Here is a 21,706-nt window from a genome sequence, read left to right on the forward strand (position 1 = left end):
AACTGACGAGAGGTCAGTCCCGGTCGTCATGCTTCGGGCCGTGATCACCGTCCGCAACCGATAACGGTCCGTCAGGGCGAATGCGAACGATCGTGGTGGGCCATCGGCATGGAAAGCCGTTCGAAAACGCACAATCCTTCGAGCGCCGAGGCATACATGCCGTCGTTCCGATTTTCACTTCCAGCTGCGACCGCGCGGCCAGGTGTCGTGCGGCCGGCTTGCCGAGGGACGCCATGACACCCCTTTCCCGGCCCGCGCTGCGGGTCTGCACGGTCCTGCTCGCCGCCGCCGCCCTGCCCTTCCCGGGTGCACCCCGGGCAGGAGCGGCCGAGCACCGCCCGGTCGGCGTCACCGCGCCGCACCACGGCCACCAGCCGCACCCGGGCCTCGTCAACGGCGGGCCCGTCCGGCGCTCCACCTTCCCCCGAACGTGAGGACGAGATGTCTCCCCTGCACCGCACGCTCCGCCGCCTGCCCGTCGCCGTGCCCGCACTGGTCGCGAGCCTGACCCTGCTGGGCTCCGTCGCGCTGCCCGCCCCGGCCGCCTCCGCGTACGACCTGCGGGTGCGGGCGTGGGGCCTGAACACCAACGGCCAACTCGGCGACGGCACCAAGACCCAGCGGCAGACCCCGGTCTCCGTGGTCGGCCTCGCGGGGGCCGAGGTCGCCACGATCGTCGCCGGCGGCTCCACCAGCGCGGACGGCAAGACCGCGTCCGGATTCGCGCTGGCCCTGCTGGCCAACGGCACCGTCGAGGCCTGGGGCCGCAACGACAAGGGGCAGTTGGGCAACGGCACCACCAGTACCACCGACGACTTCGCCGTGCCCGGACTGGTGGCCGGGCTGGGCGGGGTGCAGGCGGTCGCGGCAGGCGGCTCGCACGCCCTGGCGCTGCTGAAGGACGGCACGGTCAAGTCCTGGGGCCTGAACGACAAGGGCCAGCTGGGCAACGGCACCACCGCCGACGCCAAGCTCCCGGTGACGGTCGCCGGGCTGGCCGACGTCAAGGCGATCGCCGCGGGCGACTCCTTCAGCATGGCCCTGCTCAAGGACGGCACGGTGAAGACCTGGGGCAACAACGACAAGGGCCAGCTGGGCGTCACCGCCAAGCCGGCCACCGCGACCGCCACCGTCCCCGGCCCCACACCGGCCACCCGCACCACCGCGCTGTCGGTGCCCGAGCTGAACACCGTCAAGGGCATCGCCGCCGGCGCCTCGCACGCGCTGGCGCTGCTCGCGGACGACACCGTGATGTCCTGGGGCCTCAACGACAAGGGGCAGTTGGGCGACGACACCACGGTGAACAAGCCCTACCCGGTGCCGGTCAGCGAGCTCGCGAACGTCACCGCGCTCGCCGCCGGGGCGCAGCACACCGTCGCGCTCCTGCAGGACCACAGCCTGCGCGCCTGGGGCAACAACGAGAAGGGCCAGGTCGGGGACGGCACCGTCACCCAGCGCAACACCAGCGTGCCGATCGACAGCCTGAAGGGCGTGGTCGGCATCGCCTCCGGCGCCGCCCACAACCTGGCCGTGCTCGACGACGGCACCGTCTACGCCTGGGGCAACAACGACAAGGGCCAGCTCGGCGACGGCACCCTCACCCAGCGCGAGCTCCCGGTGCTGGTGCTGGCCAAGTCCGGGAACGTGTCCGAGGTCGCGGCGCCCTCCAACGGCAGCTTCAGCCTGGCGCGCTGACCACCCACCCTCGTAGAGAGGCACCACATGACGAACTTCCGTACCGCACGCCTTCGTTCGGCCCTCGGCGCGACCGTGGCCGCGCTCACCGCGCTCGGCCTGGCGGCCGTTCCGGTCGGGACCGCGCACGGCCAGGACAAGCACCTCAAGGCCTGGGGCAACAACCGCTCCGGCCAGCTCGGCGACGGCACCTGGACCGACTTCCGCACCTCGGCGACCTCCGTGACCGGGCTGACCAGCGCCGACGTGACGAAGATCGCGGCCGGCGGCGCGGGCCCCACCAACGGCTTCGGGCTGGCGCTGATGAGCGACTACTCGGTGTACGCCTGGGGGGCCAACGGGTCGGGGCAGCTCGGCGACAGCACGGTCTTCGGGCACAACACGCCCAGCCGGGTCGGCGGGCTCAGCGACAAGGTCACCGACGTCGCCGCGGGCGGCGCGCACAGCCTGGCCCTGCTGTACGACCAGACCGTGGTGGCCTGGGGGCGCAACAACTACGGCCAGCTCGGCAACGGCACCAACTCCGACAGCAGCACCCCGGTGCGGGTCGAGGGCCTGAACAAGGTGGTGGCGATCGCCGCGGGCCGCGACCACAGCCTGGCGCTGCGCGAGGACGGCACCGTCTGGGCCTGGGGCTACAACATCAACGGCCAGCTGGGCGACGGCACTTCGGCCAGCCGCAACGTCCCCTCGCAGGTGGTCAACCTGATTGGCGTCAGCCGGATCGCGGCCGGGTGCAACCACAACCTCGCCCTGGTCGGCCCGCCGAGCGGCGCCGCCAAGCCCACCAGCGGCAACGCGGTGAAGGCCTGGGGGTACAACGCCACCGGCCAGCTCGGCGACGGCAGCACCATCAACCGCTACACCCCGGTCGACACCCAGGGCATCTGGCTCGGCGGGGTCTCGCAGATCGCCGCCGGCTGCAACCACAGCCTGGCCGTCACCGACAGCGACAACCGGCTCAAGGCCTGGGGGCAGAACACCTCCGGCCAGATCGGCGACGGCACGACCGACTACCGGATCGCCCCCGTCCCGGTGTGGGGCGTCAAGGGCGTCCAGGCGGTGGCCGGCGGCCGCGAGCACACCTTCGCGCTGCTCGGCGACAACACCGTCCGCTCCTGGGGCGCCAACGCCTCCGGCCAGCTCGGCAACGGCACCACCGACCCGAGCACCGTTCCGGTGACCACCCTCACCCCGCTCACCGGCGTCGACAAGATCGCCGCCCCGGTCGGCGGCGACTTCAGCCTCGCCAACTGACCGTCGGACAACGGCCCGTGCCCCCGCTCGGTCGGGGGCACGGGCCGCTTCGGTCTGCCCGAAGGGCTACGCGGACGGCTCGACGCGCCGGGGCGCCCGGCGGCGCTCGGTGGCGCCGTGCTGGTCGCGGCCGGCGGCCACCCGGGTGCCGCCACTGACGTGGGCCGGGCGGCTGCGCCGTCCGCGACCCGCGGACGCGCTGCGGCGCGGGCGCTCGACGACGGGGTCGGGGACCACCACGGGCACGCCGGTGGGCACCCGGGCGCCGGTGATCCGGGCCAGCTCCTCGCCGCCGGGGCTGACCCTGGTGGTGACGGGGGTGATGCCGGCCGCCGTCATCATCCGGGCGGTCGCGCGGCGCTGGCTGGGCAGCGTCAGCGTGACGACGGTGCCGGACTCGCCGGCCCGGGCGGTGCGTCCGCCGCGGTGCAGGTAGTCCTTGTGGTCGGTCGGCGGGTCGAGGTTGACCACCAGGTCGAGGCCGTCGACGTGGATGCCGCGGGCGGCGACGTTGGTGGCGATCAGCGCCGTCACCTCGCCGGTGCGGAACTGCTCCAGGGTGCGGGTGCGCTGCGGCTGGGACTTGCCGCCGTGCAGGGCCGCGGCCTTGACCCCGTTCGCCAGCAGGTCCTCGACCAGGCGGTCGGCGCCGTGCTTGGTGTCGGTGAACATGATCACCCCGCCGTCGCGGGAGGCGATGTGGGCGATGGTGGCGTTCTTGTCGAAGTTCTGCACGTGCAGCACGTGGTGCTCCATGGTGCTGACCGTCGCCGTGGACGGGTCGACCGAGTGCGTGACCGGGTCCTTCAGGAAGCGGCGCACCAGTCGGTCGACGTTGCGGTCCAGGGTGGCCGAGAACAGCATCGTCTGGCCGCCGTCGGCGACCTGCTCGAGGAGCTCGGTGACCTGCGGGAGGAAGCCCATGTCGGCCATCTGGTCGGCCTCGTCGAGCACGGTGACGGCGACCCGGTCCAGTCGGCAGTCGCCGCGCTCGATCAGGTCCTTGAGCCGGCCGGGGGTGGCCACCACGACGTCCGCCCCGCGGTTCAGCGCCTGGGCCTGCCGGCCGATCGACATCCCGCCGACCACGGTCGCCATCCGCAGGTGCACCGCGTGGGCGAAGGAGGAGAGCGCCTCGGTGACCTGCTGCGCGAGCTCGCGGGTGGGCACCAGCACCAGGGCCAGCGGTTGGCGCGGTTCCGCGCGCTGCCCGGCGGTGCGGGCCAGCACGGCCAGGCCGAAGGCCAGGGTCTTGCCGGAGCCGGTGCGGCCCCGGCCGAGCACGTCGCGGCCGGCCAGCGAGTTCGGCAGCGTCGCGGCCTGGATCGGGAACGGCGAGGTGACGCCCTGCCGGGTCAGCACCGACAACAGCCCCTTCGGCAGGTCGAGTTCGGCGAAGGACTCGACGGCCGGCAGCGCCGGGGTGGTGCTCACCGGCATCGCGAACTCGCCCTGCGGGGCGCCGCCGCCGGAGCGGGAGCCGGAGTTCCGGTACGAGGAGCGACTGGAACGGTTCATGTGATGACCTTCCTCGGGGCGGCACGTCACGAGGAAGGCACCGCGGCGCGGGGCGCCGGCGGAGACCGCAAGGGAACGGGCCGGAAATGTGACGGGCGGAGCGTGGACGGCGCAGCGTGCGGCACGTCACCTACGCCCGGGCGCTCACCGGTCGGAGCGGGAGCGGGGAACCCGGAGCCGTGAAGGCTCACGGTGGGGCGCCGACCTCGACGCGGCGCCGGGCGTCTCGCGTCGGGGCGGCCGCCGGTGGCGGGGCCCGGGGCCGGAGAGCCGGAGTGCGTCACGGCGCAACGCCGAGGGGCCCGCACCGGGCGTGATGTCCGGTGCGGGCCCCTCACTGCCGGGCGGGTGCCGGGGCAGAACTACAGCGGGCGAATGTTCTCGGCCTGCGGGCCCTTCTGGCCCTGCGTGACGTCGAACTCGACCTTCTGGCCCTCGAGCAGCTCACGGAAGCCACTGGCGTTGATGTTCGAGTAGTGGGCGAAGACGTCCGGGCCGCCACCCTCCTGCTCGATGAAGCCGAAGCCCTTTTCCGCGTTGAACCACTTCACGGTGCCATTAGCCATAAAATTTCTCCTTCAGGGGCAGTCCGAAGTCCGCACCGCGCGGATTTCGAGTCGCCGCGATGAGCACCCACCCGGGAGGAAGACCCGGGAAACAAAAATGCGTCTGCCGAACATCAGCAGACGCACATAACGTTCATGGGAACCACTACTGCAACTGAAACGACTGTAGCAGGCCCGGGTCCGCCGTGGCGGGACATTTCACCCCGGGTTTCGGGCGAGTCGCCGCCGCGCGCCGAGCGCGGTGTGCCGCACGGCACACGCCGCGGCCCGGATCCGCCCGAGATCGAGGGCCGGGGAGGGTCCCGCTGCCGGGCCTCCCGGGCGCATACTGGGGGAAATGACGAAATCTGCAGCAGCCCGCGCCCACCTGCCCACCAGCCCCTTCACGGCGCGGCGTGAAGCGCCGCGCAAGCACTTCACCCTCGGCGACCGCGTCACCCACGACAGGTTCGGCCTCGGCCGGGTCATCGGCGTCGAGGGCGACAGCGACATCGCGGTGCTCGTCGACTTCGGCTCGCGCCAGGAACGCCTCACCCAGCCGTACACCTCGATGTTCAAGCTCTGACCCCGGACTCCACGGCGGTGGCCCGCCGCCCGCGAAGGCCCCTCCCGGATCCATCCCGGGAGGGGCCTTCGTACGTTCGTGCCTTCGCGCCGGGGCGTCAGGAGGCGGGCATCAGCACGGTGTCGACGATGTAGACGGTGGCGTTGGCGGTCTGCACGTCGCCGCACAGGACCTTGGAGTTGCCGTTGACGGTGAAGTCCGCGCCGGATCCGGTGACGGTGAGGCCGCCGCCCTCCAGGGTCCGGTGGGTGCCGGCCAGGGCGGTGGGTGCGAGCCGGTCCGGGGTGACGTGGGAGGTCAGGACCTTGGTGAGCTTGGCCTTGTCGGCGAGCAGCGCGTCCAGGTCGGCCTTCGGGATCTTGGCGAAGGCGTCGTTGGTGGGTGCGAAGACGGTGATGTGCTGTGCGGAGTTGAGGGTGTCCACCAGCCCTGCCTGCTGGACCGCGGCGACCAGGGTCGACAGCAGCGGGTTGTGCGAGGCGGCGGTGGCGACCGGGTCCTTCGCCATGCCGGAGAACGACCCGGCGCCGTCCTTCGGCACGGCGGCGCAGGCGCTGCCGAACGGCTGATCGGCCATCGCCGCCGCCGCGGCGGCGCCGCTCGGCACCGCGGCGGAGCCGGAACCCGCGGCCGGGGCGGAGGTGGAACTGGACCCGTTGCTGCTGCCGCACGCGCCCAGGGTCAGGGCGAGGGCGCCGGCGGCGAACAGGGCGGTCAGGGAACGGCGGCGGGTGGTGGCGGACATGGCGAAGCTCTCCTCGGTGCAGGGGTGACGGGACGTCAGCAGGTACTGCTGAACGGGTACGTGGTGACGTGGGTCAGGTGACGGTGACGACGGTGCTGTGCCAGCCCGTCGCCCCGGCGGGGAACGGCGAGGCGCGCTGCTCGGGCTGGACCGCGTCGGTGGCGTCGGTGGCGCGCACCTCGATGCGGTGGGCGCCGGGGGTCGCGCCGCTCCAGCGGTGGGTCCACTGCCGCCACAGGTCGGGCCCCGCGTCGGCGGCCAACTCCGCCTGCTGCCAGGGCCCGCCGTCGACGCGCACCTCGACGGCGGCGACACCCCGGTGGGTGGCCCAGGCCGTCCCCGCGAGGTCCACCTCCCCGGCGGCGACCTTCGCGAACGGTGCGGGGACCTCGATCCGGGAGGCGGTGCGGACGGTGCCGGTACGGTCCCAGCCGCGGCGCACCCAGTACGGGTCGAAGGCGGCGAAGGTGGTGACCTCCAGGTCGACCAGCCACTTGGTGGCGGAGGTGTAGCCGTAGAAGCCGGGCACGACGGAGCGGCAGGGGAAGCCGTGGGCGAGCGGCAGCGGCTCGCCGTTCATGGCGACGGCGAGCAGCGCCCGGCGTCCGTCGAGGACCGACTCCAGCGGGGTGCCGATGGTCATTCCGTCCTGCGAGCGCCCCACCAACTGGTCGGCCCCGGACCGGACTCCGGCGCGCCGCAGCAGGGCGGGCAGCGACGCGCCGAGCCAGCGGGTGGTGCCGACGTACGGGCCGCCGACCTCGTTGGAGACGCAGGACAGGGTGTGGTCGAGCTCTTCGAGCGGCTCGCGCAGCAGCTGGTCGAAGGTGATCGACTGCGGGTGGTCGACCAGCCCGCGGATGCGCAGCGACCAGTCGCGCGGGTCGATCCGGGGCAGGGTGAGCGCGGTGTCGACCCGGTAGAAGGCGCCGTTCGCGGTGGTGAACGGGGACAGGCCGGGCACGTTCGGGTGGACGGCGGGCGGCAGGGGCGGCAGTGCGGCGGCCGGCGCGGGGAGGCGGACGGCGTCGCGGGCGGCAGTGACGTCGTAGCGGCGGTCCGTCAGGGCGCGGCCGGTGACCCCCGCGACCGCGCCTGCGGTGAACGTCGCCGCGGTGGCGACGAGGACCGTTCGACGGCTCGTTACCGGCGATACGCCCCACGGGCTCTCGCTCTCCGCGTCCGGTTCGCGCTCCGGGGCGGCTGCGGCCGGGGCGGCCGTCGTCGGGGCCGCGCGCCACCGGCGGGCCGGCACCAGGACGGCCGCCGCGCCGACCAGGCCGGCGGCCAGCGACGGGGCGCAGTCCGCGGCCGCCGCCCCGGGTCGGGACAGCGCCGCCCAGGCGCCCAGCAGCCCGAAGCCGCCGAAGACCGCGGCCCCGGCGGCCGGGCGGCGCACCGCCACCAGGCCGGCCAGCGCGGCGAGCAGAGCCATCGTCAGGTAGATCCCGCCCAGCAGCACCGTCTTGTCGTGGGTGCCGAAGGTACGGACCGCGTACTCCTTCAACGGAGTCGGCGTGAGGTCGATCGCCGCCGACCCCACCGCGATCACCGGTGCGGTCCGCGCCCCCGTCAGGTATGCGACCAGCTCGCCCGCACCCACCGCGGCCACCGCTGCCGCCAGCCCGATCGCGGCGCCGGCGGCCGCGTGCGGCAGGCGGCCTCGGCGGTGGCCGGGCGGGGTGCCGGGAGAGGTCGGTTCGTTGCTCACATCCCCGGTTCGGGGCCCCGGCGGGGCCGGATTGGTCGAGTCTGCCGACTCATCCGATCGGGTGAGGCAGGCGTCGCCGACCATGCCACAGCCTGACGCTGCGTCAGGAGATCGCGGGGCCCCGGTGGAACACCGGGGACTACCGACCGCGGACCCCAGCTGCTCTACTGTTCGGTAACATCGCGTGCCGTCGAGACCGCCTGGAGAGCCGATGACCGCCGACCGTTCCGCCCGCCTGCTGGGCGGGCTGCTGCTGGCCGCCGGGGTCGCCCACTTCGCCGCGCCCGGGCCGTTCGACGCGATCGTGCCGCGCAGCCTGCCCGGCTCGCCCCGGACGTGGACCAGGGTGAGCGGTGTCGCGGAGCTCGCCGTCGGGGCCGCCGTCCTGTCCCCCCGCAGCCGCCGCGCCGGGGCGCTGGCCGCGGCCGGGCTGTTCGCCGCGGTCTTCCCCGCCAACGTGAAGATGGCCTACGACTGGCGCGACCGTCCGGCCCCGCAGCGCGCCGCCGCCCTGGCCCGCCTCCCCCTGCAGGCCCCGCTGATCGCCTGGGCGCTCCGGGTCTCCCGCGGTTGACCGACCGCCGACACCTGGCGCGGTCGTCGACTCGTGGTGCCCGCGCCACCGGGACCGGGGCACCGGCCGGTGCCACGATGAAGGCATGAAGCCTGCCCGCGTCGTCCTCCTGCCCGGCAGCGTGCTGCCGGCCGGGCCCGCCTACGACGCGTTGATCGAGGCCCTGGGGCCCGGCGTCGACGCGGTCGGGAAGGAGTTGGAGGTCTACGCGGCAGCCGAACCGCCGGCCGGCTACAGCCTGGACACCGAGGTCGCGGGCGTGCTGCGCGAGGCGGACGGACGGGGCTGGGAGATGTTCCACCTGGTCGGCTACTCCGGCGGCGGCGCCGCGGCCCTGGCCTTCGCCCAGCGCCACCCCGAGCGGCTCGCCAGCCTGGCCCTGCTCGAGCCGGCCTGGGCCGGGAGGTGGGACTGGAGCCCGGAGCACACCGCGCTGTGGGCGCGCTACGACGACCTGCGCGGGCTGCCGCCGCGGGAGTTCATGGCGGCCTTCATGCGGCTCGGCGTCCGACCCGGCGTGGTGCTGCCCCCGCCGCCGACCGGCGCGCCACCCCCGTGGATGGCCCAGCGCCCGGCCGGGATCCGGGCCTTCCTCGACACCTTCGCGACCTACGACCTGGACCGCGCGAGGCTCGCGGCCTTCGACCGGCCGGTCTACTTCGCCCTGGGCGGCCTCAGCAACCCCGACGACTACGGCGAGATCGCCGCCCGCCTGTCGACGGTCTTCCCGGACTTCCGGCTGGAGGTCTTCGAGGACCGCCACCACTTCGACCCGCCCCACCGCATCGAGCCCGACCGCCTCGCCGCGTCGCTGCACGCGCTGTGGGCCCGCGCCGATCAGGAGGCCGCGGAGCACTCCTGACGCCCCGTCACATCCGGGCGGACCGTCAGCGCTGCGGGCTCACCTCGGCCAGGGTGCGGCGCAGTTCCTGGTAGCCGCGCGGGGTGTGGGCGGTCACCGTGCGGCCGGCGCGCTCCACCTCGAGGCGGTACGGGACCTGGCCGGTCAGTCTCAGCACCACCGCGAACGGGGTCAGCAGCAGCCTGATCAGCCACTCGGCCAGCCACAGCGGGACGAGCACGGCGAGCACCACCAGGGCGGGCAGCGCGATGATCAGCGAGATCGGGTCCTGCCCGAGCCCGCCGGGGATGATGTCGTTCGCCCACTCCGGTTTGATCCGCCGCTGTCCGGCGAGCCGGTGCCGGCGTATCCGCCACCGCACACCCTCGGCATCAGTCCATCGCATGGGGTCCCCCTGTGTCTCGCATGCTCTCCGGAGGCTACCAGCGGACGCCTGTTCGACAAGCCGCGAGGAGTGAACAGGCGCTCCCATACCGCGACTTGACCGTTGTCGAACCCGCGGCGCCTAGCGTCCTGTCCGCCGGGCGATGGCCGCTTCGGAGACTGCGGACGGACCGGGGGAGGCATCCTTGAGCGCCTCATCGCGCAACGGCTCGCTCAGCGGGAACAGGGACTTCAGGCTGCTGTGGGTCGGCGGCCTGATGACGGCCCTGGGGTCGCAGCTGACGGCCATCGCGCTGCCCCTGCTGGTGCTGCGCGAGACCGGCTCGGCCGTCCAGGCGGGCGCGGTGGGCAGCGTGGCGGTCGCGGCCCTGCTGGTCAGCATGCTGCCCGCCGGGGCGCTGGCCGACGCCGTCGAGCGGCGCCGGCTGATGCTGTGGTGCGACGTGGGCAGCGCGGCCGTGGTCGGCTCGCTGGCCGTGGCGGTGCTGCTGGGGCACTCGCCGCTGGCCCTGGTCATGCTGGTGGCGGTGGCCAACGCCGCCATCTCCAGCCTGGTCGGACCCGCCGCGCTGGGACTGCTGCGGGCGGTGGTCCCCGCGGACCGGCTGGCGGCGGCCTCGGCCCGGCTGCAGGCCAGGTCCTCGGCCGCCCGGCTGATCGGACCGCTGGTCGGCGGGGCCCTGTTCGCCGTCCATCCGGCGCTGCCGTTCGCCGCCGAGGCCGCCGGCCTGCTGCTGTGCGTGGCCTGCCTGGCGGGCGTCCGCACCCGCTCGGCGCCGGGCCCGTCGGCGGGTTCCCCGTTCAGCCGCAGGGAGTTCACCGCCGGCATCGCCTTCCTCTGGGGCCGGCCGTTCCTGCGCACCGTGCTGCTGGTCTTCGGACTGGGCATGAACGCCGCGTTCAGCGCCCTGATGTTCGTCTCGCTCGCCGCGGCCTCGGACGGGGGCAGGTCCGGCGTCGGCGGCGGCACGGTGGTCTCGCTCACCTCCGCGGGGGCCCTGGCCGGCGCGCTGCTGGCCCCGCGGGTGCCCGCGCGGCTGCGCCCCGGGCTGCTGATCGCCGGAACCTGCTGGGCCTGCGCCGCGGCGGCCGGGCTGATGACGCTCAGTCAGGGCGTCTGGTACCTGGGCCTGCTGTCCGGGCTGTCCCTGGCCCTGGCGACCGTGGCGGGCATCGGGTTCAACAGCTCGCTGCTGCTGGCCTCCCCGGAGCACATGGTCGGGCGGGTGCAGAGCGCGGCCGGGCTGCTCTCCTCGCTGGTCCAGCCGCTCGGCCCGCTGGCGGGCGGCGCGCTGTTCGCGGCCTGGGGCCCGGCGCCCGCGTACGGCGTGCTGGGCGCCGTCTTCCTGGTCTGCGCCGTCCTGGTGTCGGCGGCGCGCTCCGAGCCCCGGGGAGCGCCCGCCGCTGCCCGGCCGGAGGAGCCGGAAGCCCGGGACGCCGCCCCGTGGAGCGCCGCCCGCGAGCAACCGCTGGCCTGACCCCGCCCCGTCCGAGCAGCGCCGACGGCCCGACAGGAGAGAGCAGCATGGCAGACCCCCAGGAAGCCGTCGTCTACTGCGTCGCGGACCGGCTCCACTTCGAGACGCCGGGCCGGCTGCCGGACGAGGACTCCCGGTGGCCGCAGACCCGCGCGGCCGTCCCGGCGGGCTGGCGGCGCGGCGCGTCCGGGCTGTGGACCACGATGACCCCCGTCGACGCCCCGCCGGTCGCGCAGGGCTGGAAGATCCACCTGTCGACGGTGCCGGGACGGGCCGCGGAGCTGCTGGAAGCGGCCTGCGTGATCCTGCTGGCGCGCGGTGTCCCGTTCAAGTTCCTGCGCAGCGCGGCGGCCCTGCGGCTGATCTCCGAGAAGTACATGGCCCGCGGCAGCAGCGGCAAGTTCGTCGCCGTCTACCCGCCGGACGAGGAGTGGTTCACCGACCTGGTCGAGGAGCTCGCCGACGCCCTGGACGGCTTTCCCGGCCCCTACGTCCTCAGCGACCTGCGGATCGGCCCGGGCCCCGTCCACGTCCGCTACGGCGCCTTCGTCGAGCAGTGGTGCACCGACCGGGACGGTGCGCGCGTCCTGGCGCTGCGCACGCCCTCCGGCGAGCTGGTGCCCGACCAGCGCGGACCGGTGTTCCGGACCCCCGACTGGGTCGGCGTGCCGCCGGTGCTGGAGCCGCACCTGGCCGCCCGGCGGGACGCGGGCTGGGGCGACTTCCCGTACACCGTCCGCAAGGCGCTGCACCACTCCAACGCGGGCGGCATCTACCTGGCCGAGCACCGCGTCACCGGCGAGCGGGTCGTCCTCCGGGAGGCACGCCCGTACGGCGGCGTGGACGCGGAGGGCACCGATGCCGTCGAGCGGCTGCACCGCGAGCACCGCGCCCTGACCCGGCTGCAGGGCCTCGCCTGCGTGCCCCGGGTGCACGGCGTCGCCACCGCCTGGGAGCACCACTACCTGATCGAGGAGCACATCGAGGGCGAGCGCCTGCTCGACGCGATGATCCACCGCTACCCGACCCCGGGCCGCGACCGGTCCCCGGAGGCGCTGCGCGCGTACGGGCGGTGGGCCACCGGGATCGCCGACCGCCTGGGCGCCGCGCTGGACGCCGTGCACGAGCGGGGGCTCTGCTTCCGGGACGTCCACCCCGGCAACGTGATCGTCCGCCCCGACGGGTCGGTGGTGCTGGTGGACTTCGAGTACGCCACCGACCTCACCGCACCGGAGCTGGCCCAGGTCGGTGCCACCGGGTTCGCCGCCCCGCACGGGGCCACCGGAGCGGAGGCCGACCGGTACGGCCTGTGGGCCACCTGGCTGAGCCTGCTGATGCCGCTGGTGGAGATGCTCGGCCTCGACCCCGGCAAGGCCGAGGTGCTGGAGGCCGAGGCCCGGGCGTGCTTCGGCCTGGCGCCCGCCGAGGGACCGCGCAGGCCGGTGATCGGCCCCGCGCCGGGAGCGGCCGCGCCCGCCGAACGCGACGACCCGTTCGCGGGCCCGACCGCCGACTGGCCGGCCCTCCGCGAACGGCTGGTCGCCGGCATCCGCTCCTCCGCCACCCCCGACCGCGCGGACCGGCTGTTCCCCGCGGACCGGCGGGTCTTCGCCGACGGTGGCCACACCGTCGCCCACGGCGCGGCGGGCGTGCTGCTCGCCCTGCACCGCACCGGCGCGGAGGTGCCCGACGCGCACACCGACTGGCTGGTCGCGGCCGCCCGGCGCGCCCGCCCCGGAGCGGGCCTCGGCCTGTACGACGGACTGCACGGCACGGCCCTGGCCCTCGACGAACTCGGCCGCCGCGAGGAGGCCCTGGAGACCCTCGACCGCGCCCGCGCCGCGGCCGAACCGCGGCACGCGGGACTCTTCGGCGGCCAGGCCGGCGTCGCCCTGAGCCTGTGTCACTTCGCCGCCGCCACCCGCGACGGCGCCCTGCTGGACGCCGCCGCGCGCACCGCCGACCGGCTGGACGCCCTGGTCCGCGACGGGGCCCACCCCGGCGTGGCCACGCCGCCGCACGCCGGACTGATGCACGGCCTCAGCGGCGCGGCCCTGCTCCAGCTCCGGCTGTACCGGATCACCGGGGAGCGCCGGCGGCTGGCCATGGCCCGCGCGGCGCTGGAACGCGACCTCGACGGCTGCGTCACCATGCCGGACGGCACCGTCCAGGCCAAGCAGGGCCACCGGCACCTGCTGTACCTGGACGAGGGCAGCGGCGGCATCGCGCTGGCGGCGCGCGAGTACCTCGACCACACGGACCACCCGCGGCTCGCCGACCTGCTGGAGCCGGTCCGGCGCGGCTGCGCCTCGCACTTCGTGCGGGAACCCGGCCTGATGCGGGGCCGCGCCGGGCTGATCGCCGTGCTGGCCGCCCTCGGCGGCCCGCACCGGCGCGAGGAGGTGGACCTGGCCGTCCGCCGGCTCTCCTGGCACGCCGTCACCCGCGACGAGGGCCTGTTCTTCCCCGGCATGGGCCTGCTGCGCCTGTCCGCGGACCTGACCACCGGGACGGCGGGCATCCTGCTGGCCCTGCACACGGCGTTCGAGGGAAAGGGCGGCCTGCTGTCCCTGCTCGCCATCGGCTGATCCCGGGCAACGGCACGACCACCGGAGGAGTTCCCCTTGTTCGACGCACTGTCCGACGCCCTCGCCGACGAGCAGTACTACGCGCCGCTCGGCACGATGGCCGACCCCGGCCCGCGCTTCGCCCCCGCCCGGGTGCCGGCCGGCTGGCGCGGCGCCGACCGGGACATCTGGACGGCGTGGAGCGCCCCCGGGGTCCGCCGCGCCGAGCAGGGCTGGAAGATCCACGTGTCGGCGCGGCTGGAGCGCGCCCAGGAGGTCCTCGACACGGTGGCGGACGTCTGCTTCGCCGAGGCGGTGCCGTTCAAGCACGTGTCGGCGCGCTTCTTCTACCTCGCCCTGCACCACAAGCACGCCGCCCGCTCCCAGTCGGGCAAGTTCTGCGCCGTCTACCCGCCGGACACCGAGGCCGCCTCACGACTGCTGGACCTGCTCGTCGACGCCCTGCACGGGGAGGAGGGCGCGTACGTCCTCAGCGACCGCCGGTACCGCGACTCCCGGACCGTGCACTACCGCTACGGCGCGTTCGCCCGCAGGAGCCGGCTGCAGCCCGACGGCACCGCGCTGCCGCTGCTGACGGACGGTCACGGACAGGAGGCGGCGGACGTCCGGCAGCCGTACTTCGTCCTGCCCGCGGGCGTCACCGACCCGTTCGTGGCCGAGGAGCCCGCGCCGCACCGGGGTGCGATCCGGATCCGCGACCACGAGGTCCTCCGGGTGCTGCAGCCGAGCAACGCCGGCGGCGCGTACCAGGCCCGCGACACCCGTACCGGACGCCTGGTGCTGATCAAGGAGGCGCGCCCGCACACCGGTTACACCTGGGACGGCGTCAGCGCCCAGGAGCGGCTGCGCCGGGAGTACGAGACGCTCACCGCCGTGCACGCGGCCGCCCCGGGCGTGTGCCCCGAACCGCTGGAGCTGTTCACCGAGTGGGAGCACGACTTCCTCGTCATGGAACACGTCGAGGGACTCCCGCTGGTGAAGTGGATCAACCGCAGCTCGCCGATCCTCCAAGTCGACCGGCCGGTGCGGGAGTTCGACCGCTACCACGCCGACTGCCGGCGCATCCTCGGCGCGCTCGACGCCGCCCTCGGGCGGCTCCACGCGCTGGGGCTCCGGTTCGGCGACGTCAGCCCCGGCAACGTCATCGTCACCCCCGAGGGGGACGCCCGGCTGGTCGACTTCGAGTCCGTGACCCCGCAGGCCGCCCGCCCCGCCCGGATGGGCACCCCGGGCTTCGCCCCGCCCGCCGACCTCGCCGCCGGACACCCCGCCGACCCGGTCCTCGCCGACCGCTACGGCCTCGCGGCGCTCGCGCTCACCCTGCTCGCACCGTTCCACAACGCGCCCCAGCTGACCCCGGCCAACCTCGCCCTGCTGCGGCGCGACCTGGCGGCGACCGCCCCGGTGCCCCGCGACCTGTGGCAGCGCGCCACCGCCTTCCACCCGTCCGGCACGGACGCCTCCCGGGCGCTGCCCGACCCCGAGCAGGTCGACGCCGACCCGCTCGGCTGCCTGGCCCGACTCGCCGCGCAGACCGCGCAGAGCCTGCTCGACCAGGCGGACACCGACCGGCCCGACTGGGTCTTCCCGCCGTCGCCCCTGGCCTTCCGCACCAACACGGTGTGCGTGGCCTACGGCACGGCCGGCGTGGTGCACGCCCTGCAGCGGGCCGGCCTGCCCGTCCCGGACGAGGTCGACAAGCGGCTGCGCCGCGACGCCCTGGCCGCGGCGGACACCCTGCCGCCCGGGCTGGCCGTCGGCTCGGCCGGGATCGCGCGGGTGCTGGCCCGGGCCGGCCACCTCGACGAGGCGGTCGACCTGCTGCGCGCCGCCGACGGCCACCCGCTCACCGCCACCACGACCACACTGGCCGGCGGACGGGCCGGCCTCGGCCTGGCCTGGCTCGCCCTGCACCGGCACACCGGCGACACCCACCACCTGGAGCGGGCCGTCGCCGCCGGCGACGCGATCCTGCGCACCGCCGACCTGGTGCCGACCCTCGGCGCCCACGACGCCCGCGGCCTGTTCCACGGCCGCTCCGGGCTGGCGCTCCTCCTCCACCACCTGGCCGACGCGACGGGCGAGCCGCGCTACCGGGCGGCCGGACTCGGGCTGCTCCACGCCGAACTGGACCGCGCGGTGGACCTCCCCGACGGCTCCCTGTCGTTCGCCGACAACAGCGTCAACAAGCGGGTCATGCCGTACCTGGCCACCGGATCCGCCGGGATCGGCACCGTCCTGGTGCGCTACGCGGCCGCCACCGCGGACGAGCGCTGCCCCGCCGCGCTGCCCCGCGTCGTCGCGGACGCCCGCAAGGTCTGCGCGGCCCAGGCCGGCCTGCACGACGGATTCGCCGGGCTGGCCTACCTGCTCGCCGAGTACGCCGACCTCACCCGGGACGACGCCGACCGCCGCGACGCGGTCCGGCTCGCGACCGGGCTCCTCAAGTACGCCGTCCCGCACGGTGACGGCGTCCGCTGGCTCGGAACGGGCTCGCTCCGGTTCAGCGCCGATGTGGCCAGCGGCAGCGCAGGGATCCTGCTGGCGCTGCACCGAGCCCTCCACGGCCCGGGTGACGACTGGTTCACCCTGGATCCCGCCCATCCACGAGAAACCGAAGGGAGCCGTCCATGACCGAAGTCCTCGCCCTCCAGCAGCTCGAACTCGAGACCGAGCAGGCGGCGGAGGCCTACCCGTGGCCCTGCTTCAGCATCTACGCCAGCACGTGGCTCGACCCCGAGTAGTCCCGGCCGTCGCCGTCCGCAGGCCCCGCCTCGACCAGGAAGGAACAGCTCCGTGACCGAGATCCTCGCCCTCCAGCAGCTCGAGATCCAGACCGAGCAGGCGGAGGAGGCGTACCCCTTCCCCTGCTTCAGCGTCTACGCCAGCTCGTTCGTCGACAACGACACCTACTGACCCGACCGGGAAGGAACACCTTCATGACCGAGATCCTCGCCCTCCAGCAGCTGGAGGCCGACCCCGAGCCCGAGGCCGACGCGGCCTACCCGTGCCTGAGCATCTTCGCCAGCCACTTCTACGAGACGCTGTAGCGCCCGGCTGCAACCGCCGCGCCGCCGACCCCGGACACCGGAGTCGGCGGCGCGGCCGCGTGCGGCGGCGGGTCACGGGCGCGGCGTGTCCACCAGCAGCTCCTCCAGCCGGCGCACCAGCTCGGCCGCCTCGGTGCGCCGGTCGGGGGCGAGGCCGACCCCCGCGGCGGCCGGGTCGGCCCGCCGCTCGGTGACGATGCGCAGCGCGACGGAGGCCTGCCGGGCGAACAGGAACAGCAGGTCGAGGTCGGAGAGGCTGGAGCGGGACTGCGGCGCCGGGTCGAGCACCTCCAGCACCCCCAGGACCCGGTCGCCGTCCATCAGCGGCGCGGCCATGATCGCGTCGGGCACGTACGCGGTGGACTGCGCCAGGGAGCGGTCGAAGGAGGCGTTGGCCGCCAGGTCGTCCACGATCATGGGTTCGGCGGAGGCGGCCACCCAGCCGGCGATGCCGCGGTCCGCCGGGAAGCGCCGGCCGACCAGGAACTCCTCGCCCTGACCCGAGACGGCCTGGAAGACCAGCTCGCCGGCCTCCTCGTCGAGCAGGAACACCGAGCTCGCCTCGGCCCCGAAGATCGCGCGGGCCACGTCGACGATCGACTGGAGCAGTTCGCGGGCCGCGGGGTCGGCCGGGGTACCGGAGGGGTCGGTCGCGGGTCGGTTCGCACGGGACACAGGGGCACCTCTACTGGGGGACGCCGTCGGCGGCGGCCTGCGGACCGCTGCCGGCGTGGGGGAGACGGACGTTGGCGGCGGAGAGGTACAGCGCGCTCTTCAGCTGAAAGGGCGTCATGCGGGGGTGCGCCGACAGGATGCGGGCCGCCAGCCCGGTGATGAACGGCGTGGCGAAGCTGTTGCCGGTGGTGCGGATCGTCCCGCCGCCCAGCCAGGCGACCTCGACGTTCTGGCCCGGCGCGAAGAACTCCACGGGCGGCCGCGGGTTGTACAGGTGCAGCCCGGGGTCGTCCTCGTGGTGGCTGCCGACCGAGACCACCGAGGCGAACCGCCAGGGGAAGCTCTCCACCGGCGTGTTGTGCGCCGAGGCGACGATCACCGTGCTGGTGAAGTACGCCTCGTCGGCCAGCGCGTGCAGCTCCTCCGCGAACCGGGTCCGGGTGGTCGACAGGCTCAGGTTCACCACGTCGAAGCCCTGCCGCACGGCCCAGCGCAGCCCGCCCATCAGGACGTCCCCGGTGCCGGAGAAGCGCTCGCCGAGGACCCGGACGCTGTAGAGCTCGCACTCCGGCGCGACGCGGCGCACGATGCCCGCGCAGGCGGTGCCGTGGCCGCAGGTGTCGCCGGTGTCGGTGCGCTCCACCCGGACCCCGTCGTCGTCCTTCACGACCACCCAGGACCCGTGCACCGGGCCCACGACGGGGTGGTCGCGCTCGACCCCCGAGTCGACGACGCAGACCCGCACGCCCCGGCCCGTTCCCCCCGTGGCCGCCGCGGCGGCGTCGGGGAGGGCGGCCGCCGCCACCGGGATGTCCGCGGGGCCCCTGCCCCGCAGGCTCCAGGTCAGTTCGCGGCCGTCTGCGGTACTGCTCGGTGTGGTCATCGGTGCTCGATCCGGTGCGGGTGGGCGGACGGGACGGCGGGGCGGCCGGCGGCGGCGCGGGAGGCCTCGGCGGCCCACCGCTGCCCCGGCCGGTGGCCCTTGGCGCGGAACCGGCTCGCGGCTTCGGCCGCGGACTCCGCGGCCCGGGCGCCGAGGCCGAGCAGCAGGCAGGTGCGCGCGTGGTCCAGCGCGGCGAGGCCGCGCACGACCGGGGAGTCGGTGGCCGCGGCGGCGGCGACGGCCCGGTCGGCGAGCCGCAGCGCGTCCTCCCGGCGCCCCTGAGCGGCGGCGATCCGGCCGCGCAGCCCGTCCAGCTCGACCGCCTCGGCGTGCGGCCGGCCGGACTCCCGGGTCAGCCGCTCGACGGCGGTGGCGGCCTCATCGACCCGGCCGGCGTCGACCAGCAGCCGGGCGGACTCCAGCGCGATGCCGTCGAGCAGCGTGCCGGCGCCGTACCGGCGGCCCTCGACGGCCGCGTCCGCCAGCAGGGCCAGGGCCCGTTCCGGCCGGTCGGCCAGGGTCTCCACGGTGGCGCCGAAGACCGGCAGGAAGACCCGCGCCTCCGCGAACCCGAGTTCCGCGGCCAGCCGTTCGGCCTCCGCCAGGCTCGCCCGGGCCGCGTCCCAGTCGTCGTCGAGCGCGAGGAGCAGCGCCAGCGGGCAGCTCAGCGTCAGCCGGACCGTACGGCGGTGCGCGCCGTGCTCCGCGAGCAGGGCCCGGCAGTGGTCGACGGCCGCGGCGGCGTGCTGCGGACCGCGCCACAGCGAGACGCCCATCGCGCCCAGGGCGGCGGCCCGCTCGGGCTCGCCGTCGGCGTTCACCGCGTGGGACAGGGCGCGGGTGAGCAGCGCGGCCGCCTCGCCGTGCCGCCCCTGCGCCTGGTGCCGCTGGCCGAGCCGTAGGCAGGCCCGGGCCTGGCCGAGCTGGTCGCGGGCGGCCTCGAACACGGGCAGGGCATCGCGGGCCGCCCGGGCCGGCGACTCGCCGCCGGGGCTCACGGTCGCGAGCGCCAGCCGGGCGTGGGCCGCCTCCACCGGGTCCGCCGCGGTGGCGTGCACCCGGCGCAGCAGGTCGAGCCCGTCGCCGGTGAGCCCCAGCGCGAGCCGGGTCTCGCCGAGCCGGCGCGCGGCGGCGGCGTCGCCCGCGTCGCCGGTGCGGTGCAGCGCGACCGCGCGGCCCAGCAGGTCGGCCGCCCAGGGCAGGTCGGAGCGGGCGAGCGCCTGGGCGCCGGCGTGGCCGAGCGTGTCGGCCGCCCGGACCCGCAGCGCGTCGGTGACCTCGTCGGTCAGGCCCAGCTCGGCGCGGTGGCGGTGGGCGTGCTCCAGGTGGCTGCCGACCGAGGCGGGGCCGGTCGCGCGCACCGAGCGCAGCTCCGCCGCCCGGGCGTGCCCCTCGGCCCTGGCCCGTTTGGACAGCGACTGGTAGGTGACCTCCTGGACCAGGCCGCTGACGAACCGGAAGGAGGCCTCGTCGGGCGCGGCGACGGGGACCGGCTCCACCAGCCGCCGCCGGGCCAGCCGCAGCAGCGCGGCCCGGACGGCCTCCGGCGTGCCGGGCGCGCCGCCGGGCCGCGCCCCGGCGAGCCCGGCCAGTTCGGACACCGTGAACTCCCGGCCCAGCATCGAGGCCAGGTCCAGGACGCCGCGGTCCGGCGGCGCGAGCGCGTCGATCCGGGCCCCGAGCACGGCCTGCACGGTGGTCGGGAGCCCGTCCCGCAGCCCGGACTCGGCGGCGGCCGCCAGCAGTTGTTCGAGGTGCAGCGGGTTGCCGCCCGCCCGCTCCAGCAGTGCGGCCGGCAGCTCGTCGCCGTGCGCGTCGACCTCCGCCAACTCGCCGGCCAGCAGCGCCGATTCCGCGTCGGAGAGCCCGGTCAACGGCAGCGCCAGGGCCCGCGCGCCGAGCGGCTCGGCCCGGGTGTCCAGCAGTTCGGGCCGGGCCAGGCAGACCAGCAGGACGGCCGCCCCGTCGAGCTCGCCCGCCAGCCGGTCGAGGACGTCGAACAGCAGCGGCCCCGCCCACTGGGCGTCGTCGACCACCAGGACGACGGGGGCGTCGGCGACCACCGTCCGCAGGACGCGCACCAGCGCCGCGCAGGTCTCGTCCAGCGAGGGCGTCGGGGTGCCGTCCAGCAGCAGGCCCCCGGACAGCAGCCCCAGCGCCTCCTCGAAGCCGCGGCGCCCGGCGGAGGCGGGGCCCGCCCCCGCGGGCGCGCGCCCGGCCGTGGCGAGCAGCTCGGTCACCGCGTCCGCCAGCGGGCGCAGGCTGCCCTGCTCGCCGTACGGCCGGCAGCGGCCGGCGCCGTGCAGGTGGGGCCGCGGCGTGCGCCGGAGCCATTCGCGCAGCAGGCGGGTCTTGCCCTGCCCGGCCTCGCCGTGCACCAGCACCCGCCGGACCCGGGGGCCCTCGGCGACGTCCGCCAGCGCGGCGTCGAGCGCGGCCCACTCGGCCCGCCGGCCCACGAAGCGGACGTCGAAGCGGCGCAGCAGTTCGGGATCGTCCTCGCCGAGCCCGAGCAAGCGGTGCGCCGTCACCGGCTCGGCCTTCCCCTTGAGCTGAAGCGGCCCGACCGGTTCGGCCCGGACGGTGCTGCCCGCGGAGAGCAGCGTGTCCGGGCCGATCAGGATCTGTCCGGCGGAGGCGTTCTGCTCCAGCCGGGCGGCCACGTTGACGGTCTCGCCGGAGACCAGCGCCTGCCGCGCGGAGGTGTCGGCGCCGGCCACCACCTGGCCCGTGTTGACGCCGATCCGGACGTCGAGGCGGACCCCGAGCTCGGCGGCCAGCGCGGTGTTCAGCCCGTCGAGCGCGCCGACCATGTCCAGCGCCGCCGCGAGGGCGCGGCGCGCGTCGTCCTCGTGCACCGTGGGGATGCCGAACACGGCCATGACGGCGTCCCCGATGAACTTCTCGACCGTGCCGCCGTGGGCCTCGATCTGACGCCGCATCAGGTCGAAGTAGCGCAGCGTGACGGTGCGCAGGACCTCCGGGTCGAGCGTCCCGGAGAGCGCGGTGGAGCCGACCAGGTCGCAGAAGAGGACGGTCACCAGCTTGCGGCCGTCCGGCGGACCCTCGGACGGCGCCGCGCTGGGGGCGCCGCAGGACGGGCAGAAGCGTGCGTCGGGCGGCAGCGCGTGCCGGCACGCGGAGCAGTCGCCCAT

General features: G+C 75.4%; 19 protein-coding genes. 11 read left to right on the forward strand and 8 right to left on the reverse strand.

What is annotated here, in order from left to right; translation table 11 throughout:
- Nucleotides 1-233: 233 nt before the first annotated feature.
- Genes ACWD4U_RS21985 through ACWD4U_RS21995 form a run of 3 tightly spaced genes read left to right on the forward strand, consistent with a single transcriptional unit; the run spans nt 234 to nt 2,952 of the window.
- Nucleotides 234-434: a hypothetical protein gene (locus ACWD4U_RS21985; RefSeq protein WP_363454189.1), complete on the forward strand. Its 201-nt coding sequence runs from the start codon at nt 234-236 to the stop codon at nt 432-434.
- 7 nt (nt 435-441) lie between these two features.
- On the forward strand, nt 442-1,695 hold the full coding sequence (locus tag ACWD4U_RS21990; protein ID WP_363454187.1) for an RCC1 domain-containing protein: 1,254 nt from the start codon (nt 442-444) through the stop codon (nt 1,693-1,695).
- 27 nt (nt 1,696-1,722) lie between these two features.
- The gene (locus tag ACWD4U_RS21995) at nt 1,723-2,952 is read left to right on the forward strand and encodes an RCC1 domain-containing protein (RefSeq protein WP_363454185.1); all 1,230 of its coding nucleotides are present in this window, start codon (nt 1,723-1,725) and stop codon (nt 2,950-2,952) included.
- A gap of 66 nt (nt 2,953-3,018) precedes the next feature.
- Here ACWD4U_RS21995 and ACWD4U_RS22000 read toward each other — a convergent pair whose 3' ends face one another.
- Both ACWD4U_RS22000 and ACWD4U_RS22005 read right to left on the reverse strand, forming a co-directional pair.
- Nucleotides 3,019-4,470, reverse strand: a complete 1,452-nt coding sequence (locus ACWD4U_RS22000; protein ID WP_363454183.1) for a DEAD/DEAH box helicase — start codon at nt 4,468-4,470, stop codon at nt 3,019-3,021.
- Between the two features lie 362 nt (nt 4,471-4,832).
- Nucleotides 4,833-5,036 carry a cold-shock protein gene (locus tag ACWD4U_RS22005; protein ID WP_030916923.1) on the reverse strand — a complete coding sequence of 68 codons (204 nt, stop codon included), beginning with the start codon at nt 5,034-5,036 and terminating at the stop codon, nt 4,833-4,835.
- A 337-nt stretch (nt 5,037-5,373) separates the two neighbouring features.
- Here ACWD4U_RS22005 and ACWD4U_RS22010 point away from each other — a divergent pair, with 337 nt between their 5' ends.
- On the forward strand, nt 5,374-5,601 hold the full coding sequence (locus ACWD4U_RS22010; protein WP_363454181.1) for a hypothetical protein: 228 nt from the start codon (nt 5,374-5,376) through the stop codon (nt 5,599-5,601).
- 97 nt (nt 5,602-5,698) lie between these two features.
- Here ACWD4U_RS22010 and ACWD4U_RS22015 read toward each other — a convergent pair whose 3' ends face one another.
- Both ACWD4U_RS22015 and ACWD4U_RS22020 read right to left on the reverse strand, forming a co-directional pair.
- Nucleotides 5,699-6,346, reverse strand: a complete 648-nt coding sequence (locus tag ACWD4U_RS22015) for a fasciclin domain-containing protein (RefSeq protein ID WP_363454179.1) — start codon at nt 6,344-6,346, stop codon at nt 5,699-5,701.
- Between the two features lie 73 nt (nt 6,347-6,419).
- Entirely contained in the window at nt 6,420-8,057 is a 1,638-nt protein-coding gene (locus ACWD4U_RS22020) for a molybdopterin-dependent oxidoreductase (protein WP_363454177.1), read from the reverse strand.
- 211 nt (nt 8,058-8,268) lie between these two features.
- On the opposite strand from ACWD4U_RS22020, the gene ACWD4U_RS22025 reads away from it, so the two are divergent.
- Both ACWD4U_RS22025 and ACWD4U_RS22030 read left to right on the forward strand, forming a co-directional pair.
- On the forward strand, nt 8,269-8,631 hold the full coding sequence (locus ACWD4U_RS22025) for a DoxX family protein (protein WP_363454175.1): 363 nt from the start codon (nt 8,269-8,271) through the stop codon (nt 8,629-8,631).
- 85 nt (nt 8,632-8,716) lie between these two features.
- Complete coding sequence (locus ACWD4U_RS22030) at nt 8,717-9,493, forward strand: alpha/beta fold hydrolase (protein ID WP_363454173.1); 777 nt, start codon at nt 8,717-8,719, stop codon at nt 9,491-9,493.
- 25 nt (nt 9,494-9,518) lie between these two features.
- Here ACWD4U_RS22030 and ACWD4U_RS22035 read toward each other — a convergent pair whose 3' ends face one another.
- A complete protein-coding gene (locus ACWD4U_RS22035; protein ID WP_363454171.1) occupies nt 9,519-9,878 on the reverse strand; it encodes a hypothetical protein in 360 nt (119 codons plus the stop codon).
- A 184-nt stretch (nt 9,879-10,062) separates the two neighbouring features.
- Here ACWD4U_RS22035 and ACWD4U_RS22040 point away from each other — a divergent pair, with 184 nt between their 5' ends.
- The 5 genes from ACWD4U_RS22040 (at nt 10,063) to ACWD4U_RS22060 (ending at nt 16,993) form a co-directional block, all read left to right on the forward strand.
- Nucleotides 10,063-11,355 (forward strand): MFS transporter, encoded by a 1,293-nt coding sequence (locus tag ACWD4U_RS22040; protein ID WP_449787266.1) that lies wholly within the window; start codon nt 10,063-10,065, stop codon nt 11,353-11,355.
- A 47-nt stretch (nt 11,356-11,402) separates the two neighbouring features.
- Nucleotides 11,403-13,943, forward strand: a complete 2,541-nt coding sequence (gene lanKC / locus ACWD4U_RS22045; protein WP_363454169.1) for a class III lanthionine synthetase LanKC — start codon at nt 11,403-11,405, stop codon at nt 13,941-13,943.
- Nucleotides 13,944-13,979: 36 nt separating this feature from the next.
- A complete protein-coding gene (gene lanKC, locus ACWD4U_RS22050) occupies nt 13,980-16,577 on the forward strand; it encodes a class III lanthionine synthetase LanKC (RefSeq protein ID WP_363454167.1) in 2,598 nt (865 codons plus the stop codon).
- Complete coding sequence (locus ACWD4U_RS22055; RefSeq protein ID WP_363454165.1) at nt 16,574-16,687, forward strand: class III lanthipeptide; 114 nt, start codon at nt 16,574-16,576, stop codon at nt 16,685-16,687. Before lanKC (ACWD4U_RS22050) ends, ACWD4U_RS22055 begins: the two co-directional genes overlap by 4 nt.
- Nucleotides 16,688-16,882: 195 nt before the next feature.
- Nucleotides 16,883-16,993: a class III lanthipeptide gene (locus tag ACWD4U_RS22060; RefSeq protein WP_363454163.1), complete on the forward strand. Its 111-nt coding sequence runs from the start codon at nt 16,883-16,885 to the stop codon at nt 16,991-16,993.
- 72 nt (nt 16,994-17,065) lie between these two features.
- On the opposite strand, the gene ACWD4U_RS22065 is transcribed toward ACWD4U_RS22060, so the two are convergent.
- Genes ACWD4U_RS22065 through ACWD4U_RS22075 form a run of 3 tightly spaced genes read right to left on the reverse strand, consistent with a single transcriptional unit; the run spans nt 17,066 to nt 21,706 of the window.
- Nucleotides 17,066-17,668, reverse strand: a complete 603-nt coding sequence (locus tag ACWD4U_RS22065) for a GAF domain-containing protein (RefSeq protein ID WP_363454161.1) — start codon at nt 17,666-17,668, stop codon at nt 17,066-17,068.
- 10 nt (nt 17,669-17,678) lie between these two features.
- The gene (locus ACWD4U_RS22070; protein ID WP_363454159.1) at nt 17,679-18,551 is read right to left on the reverse strand and encodes a S8 family peptidase; all 873 of its coding nucleotides are present in this window, start codon (nt 18,549-18,551) and stop codon (nt 17,679-17,681) included.
- Nucleotides 18,548-21,706 carry an adenylate/guanylate cyclase domain-containing protein gene (locus tag ACWD4U_RS22075; RefSeq protein ID WP_363454157.1) on the reverse strand — a complete coding sequence of 1,053 codons (3,159 nt, stop codon included), beginning with the start codon at nt 21,704-21,706 and terminating at the stop codon, nt 18,548-18,550. Before ACWD4U_RS22075 ends, ACWD4U_RS22070 begins: the two co-directional genes overlap by 4 nt.

Source organism: Kitasatospora sp. NPDC002522, assembly GCF_053595195.1.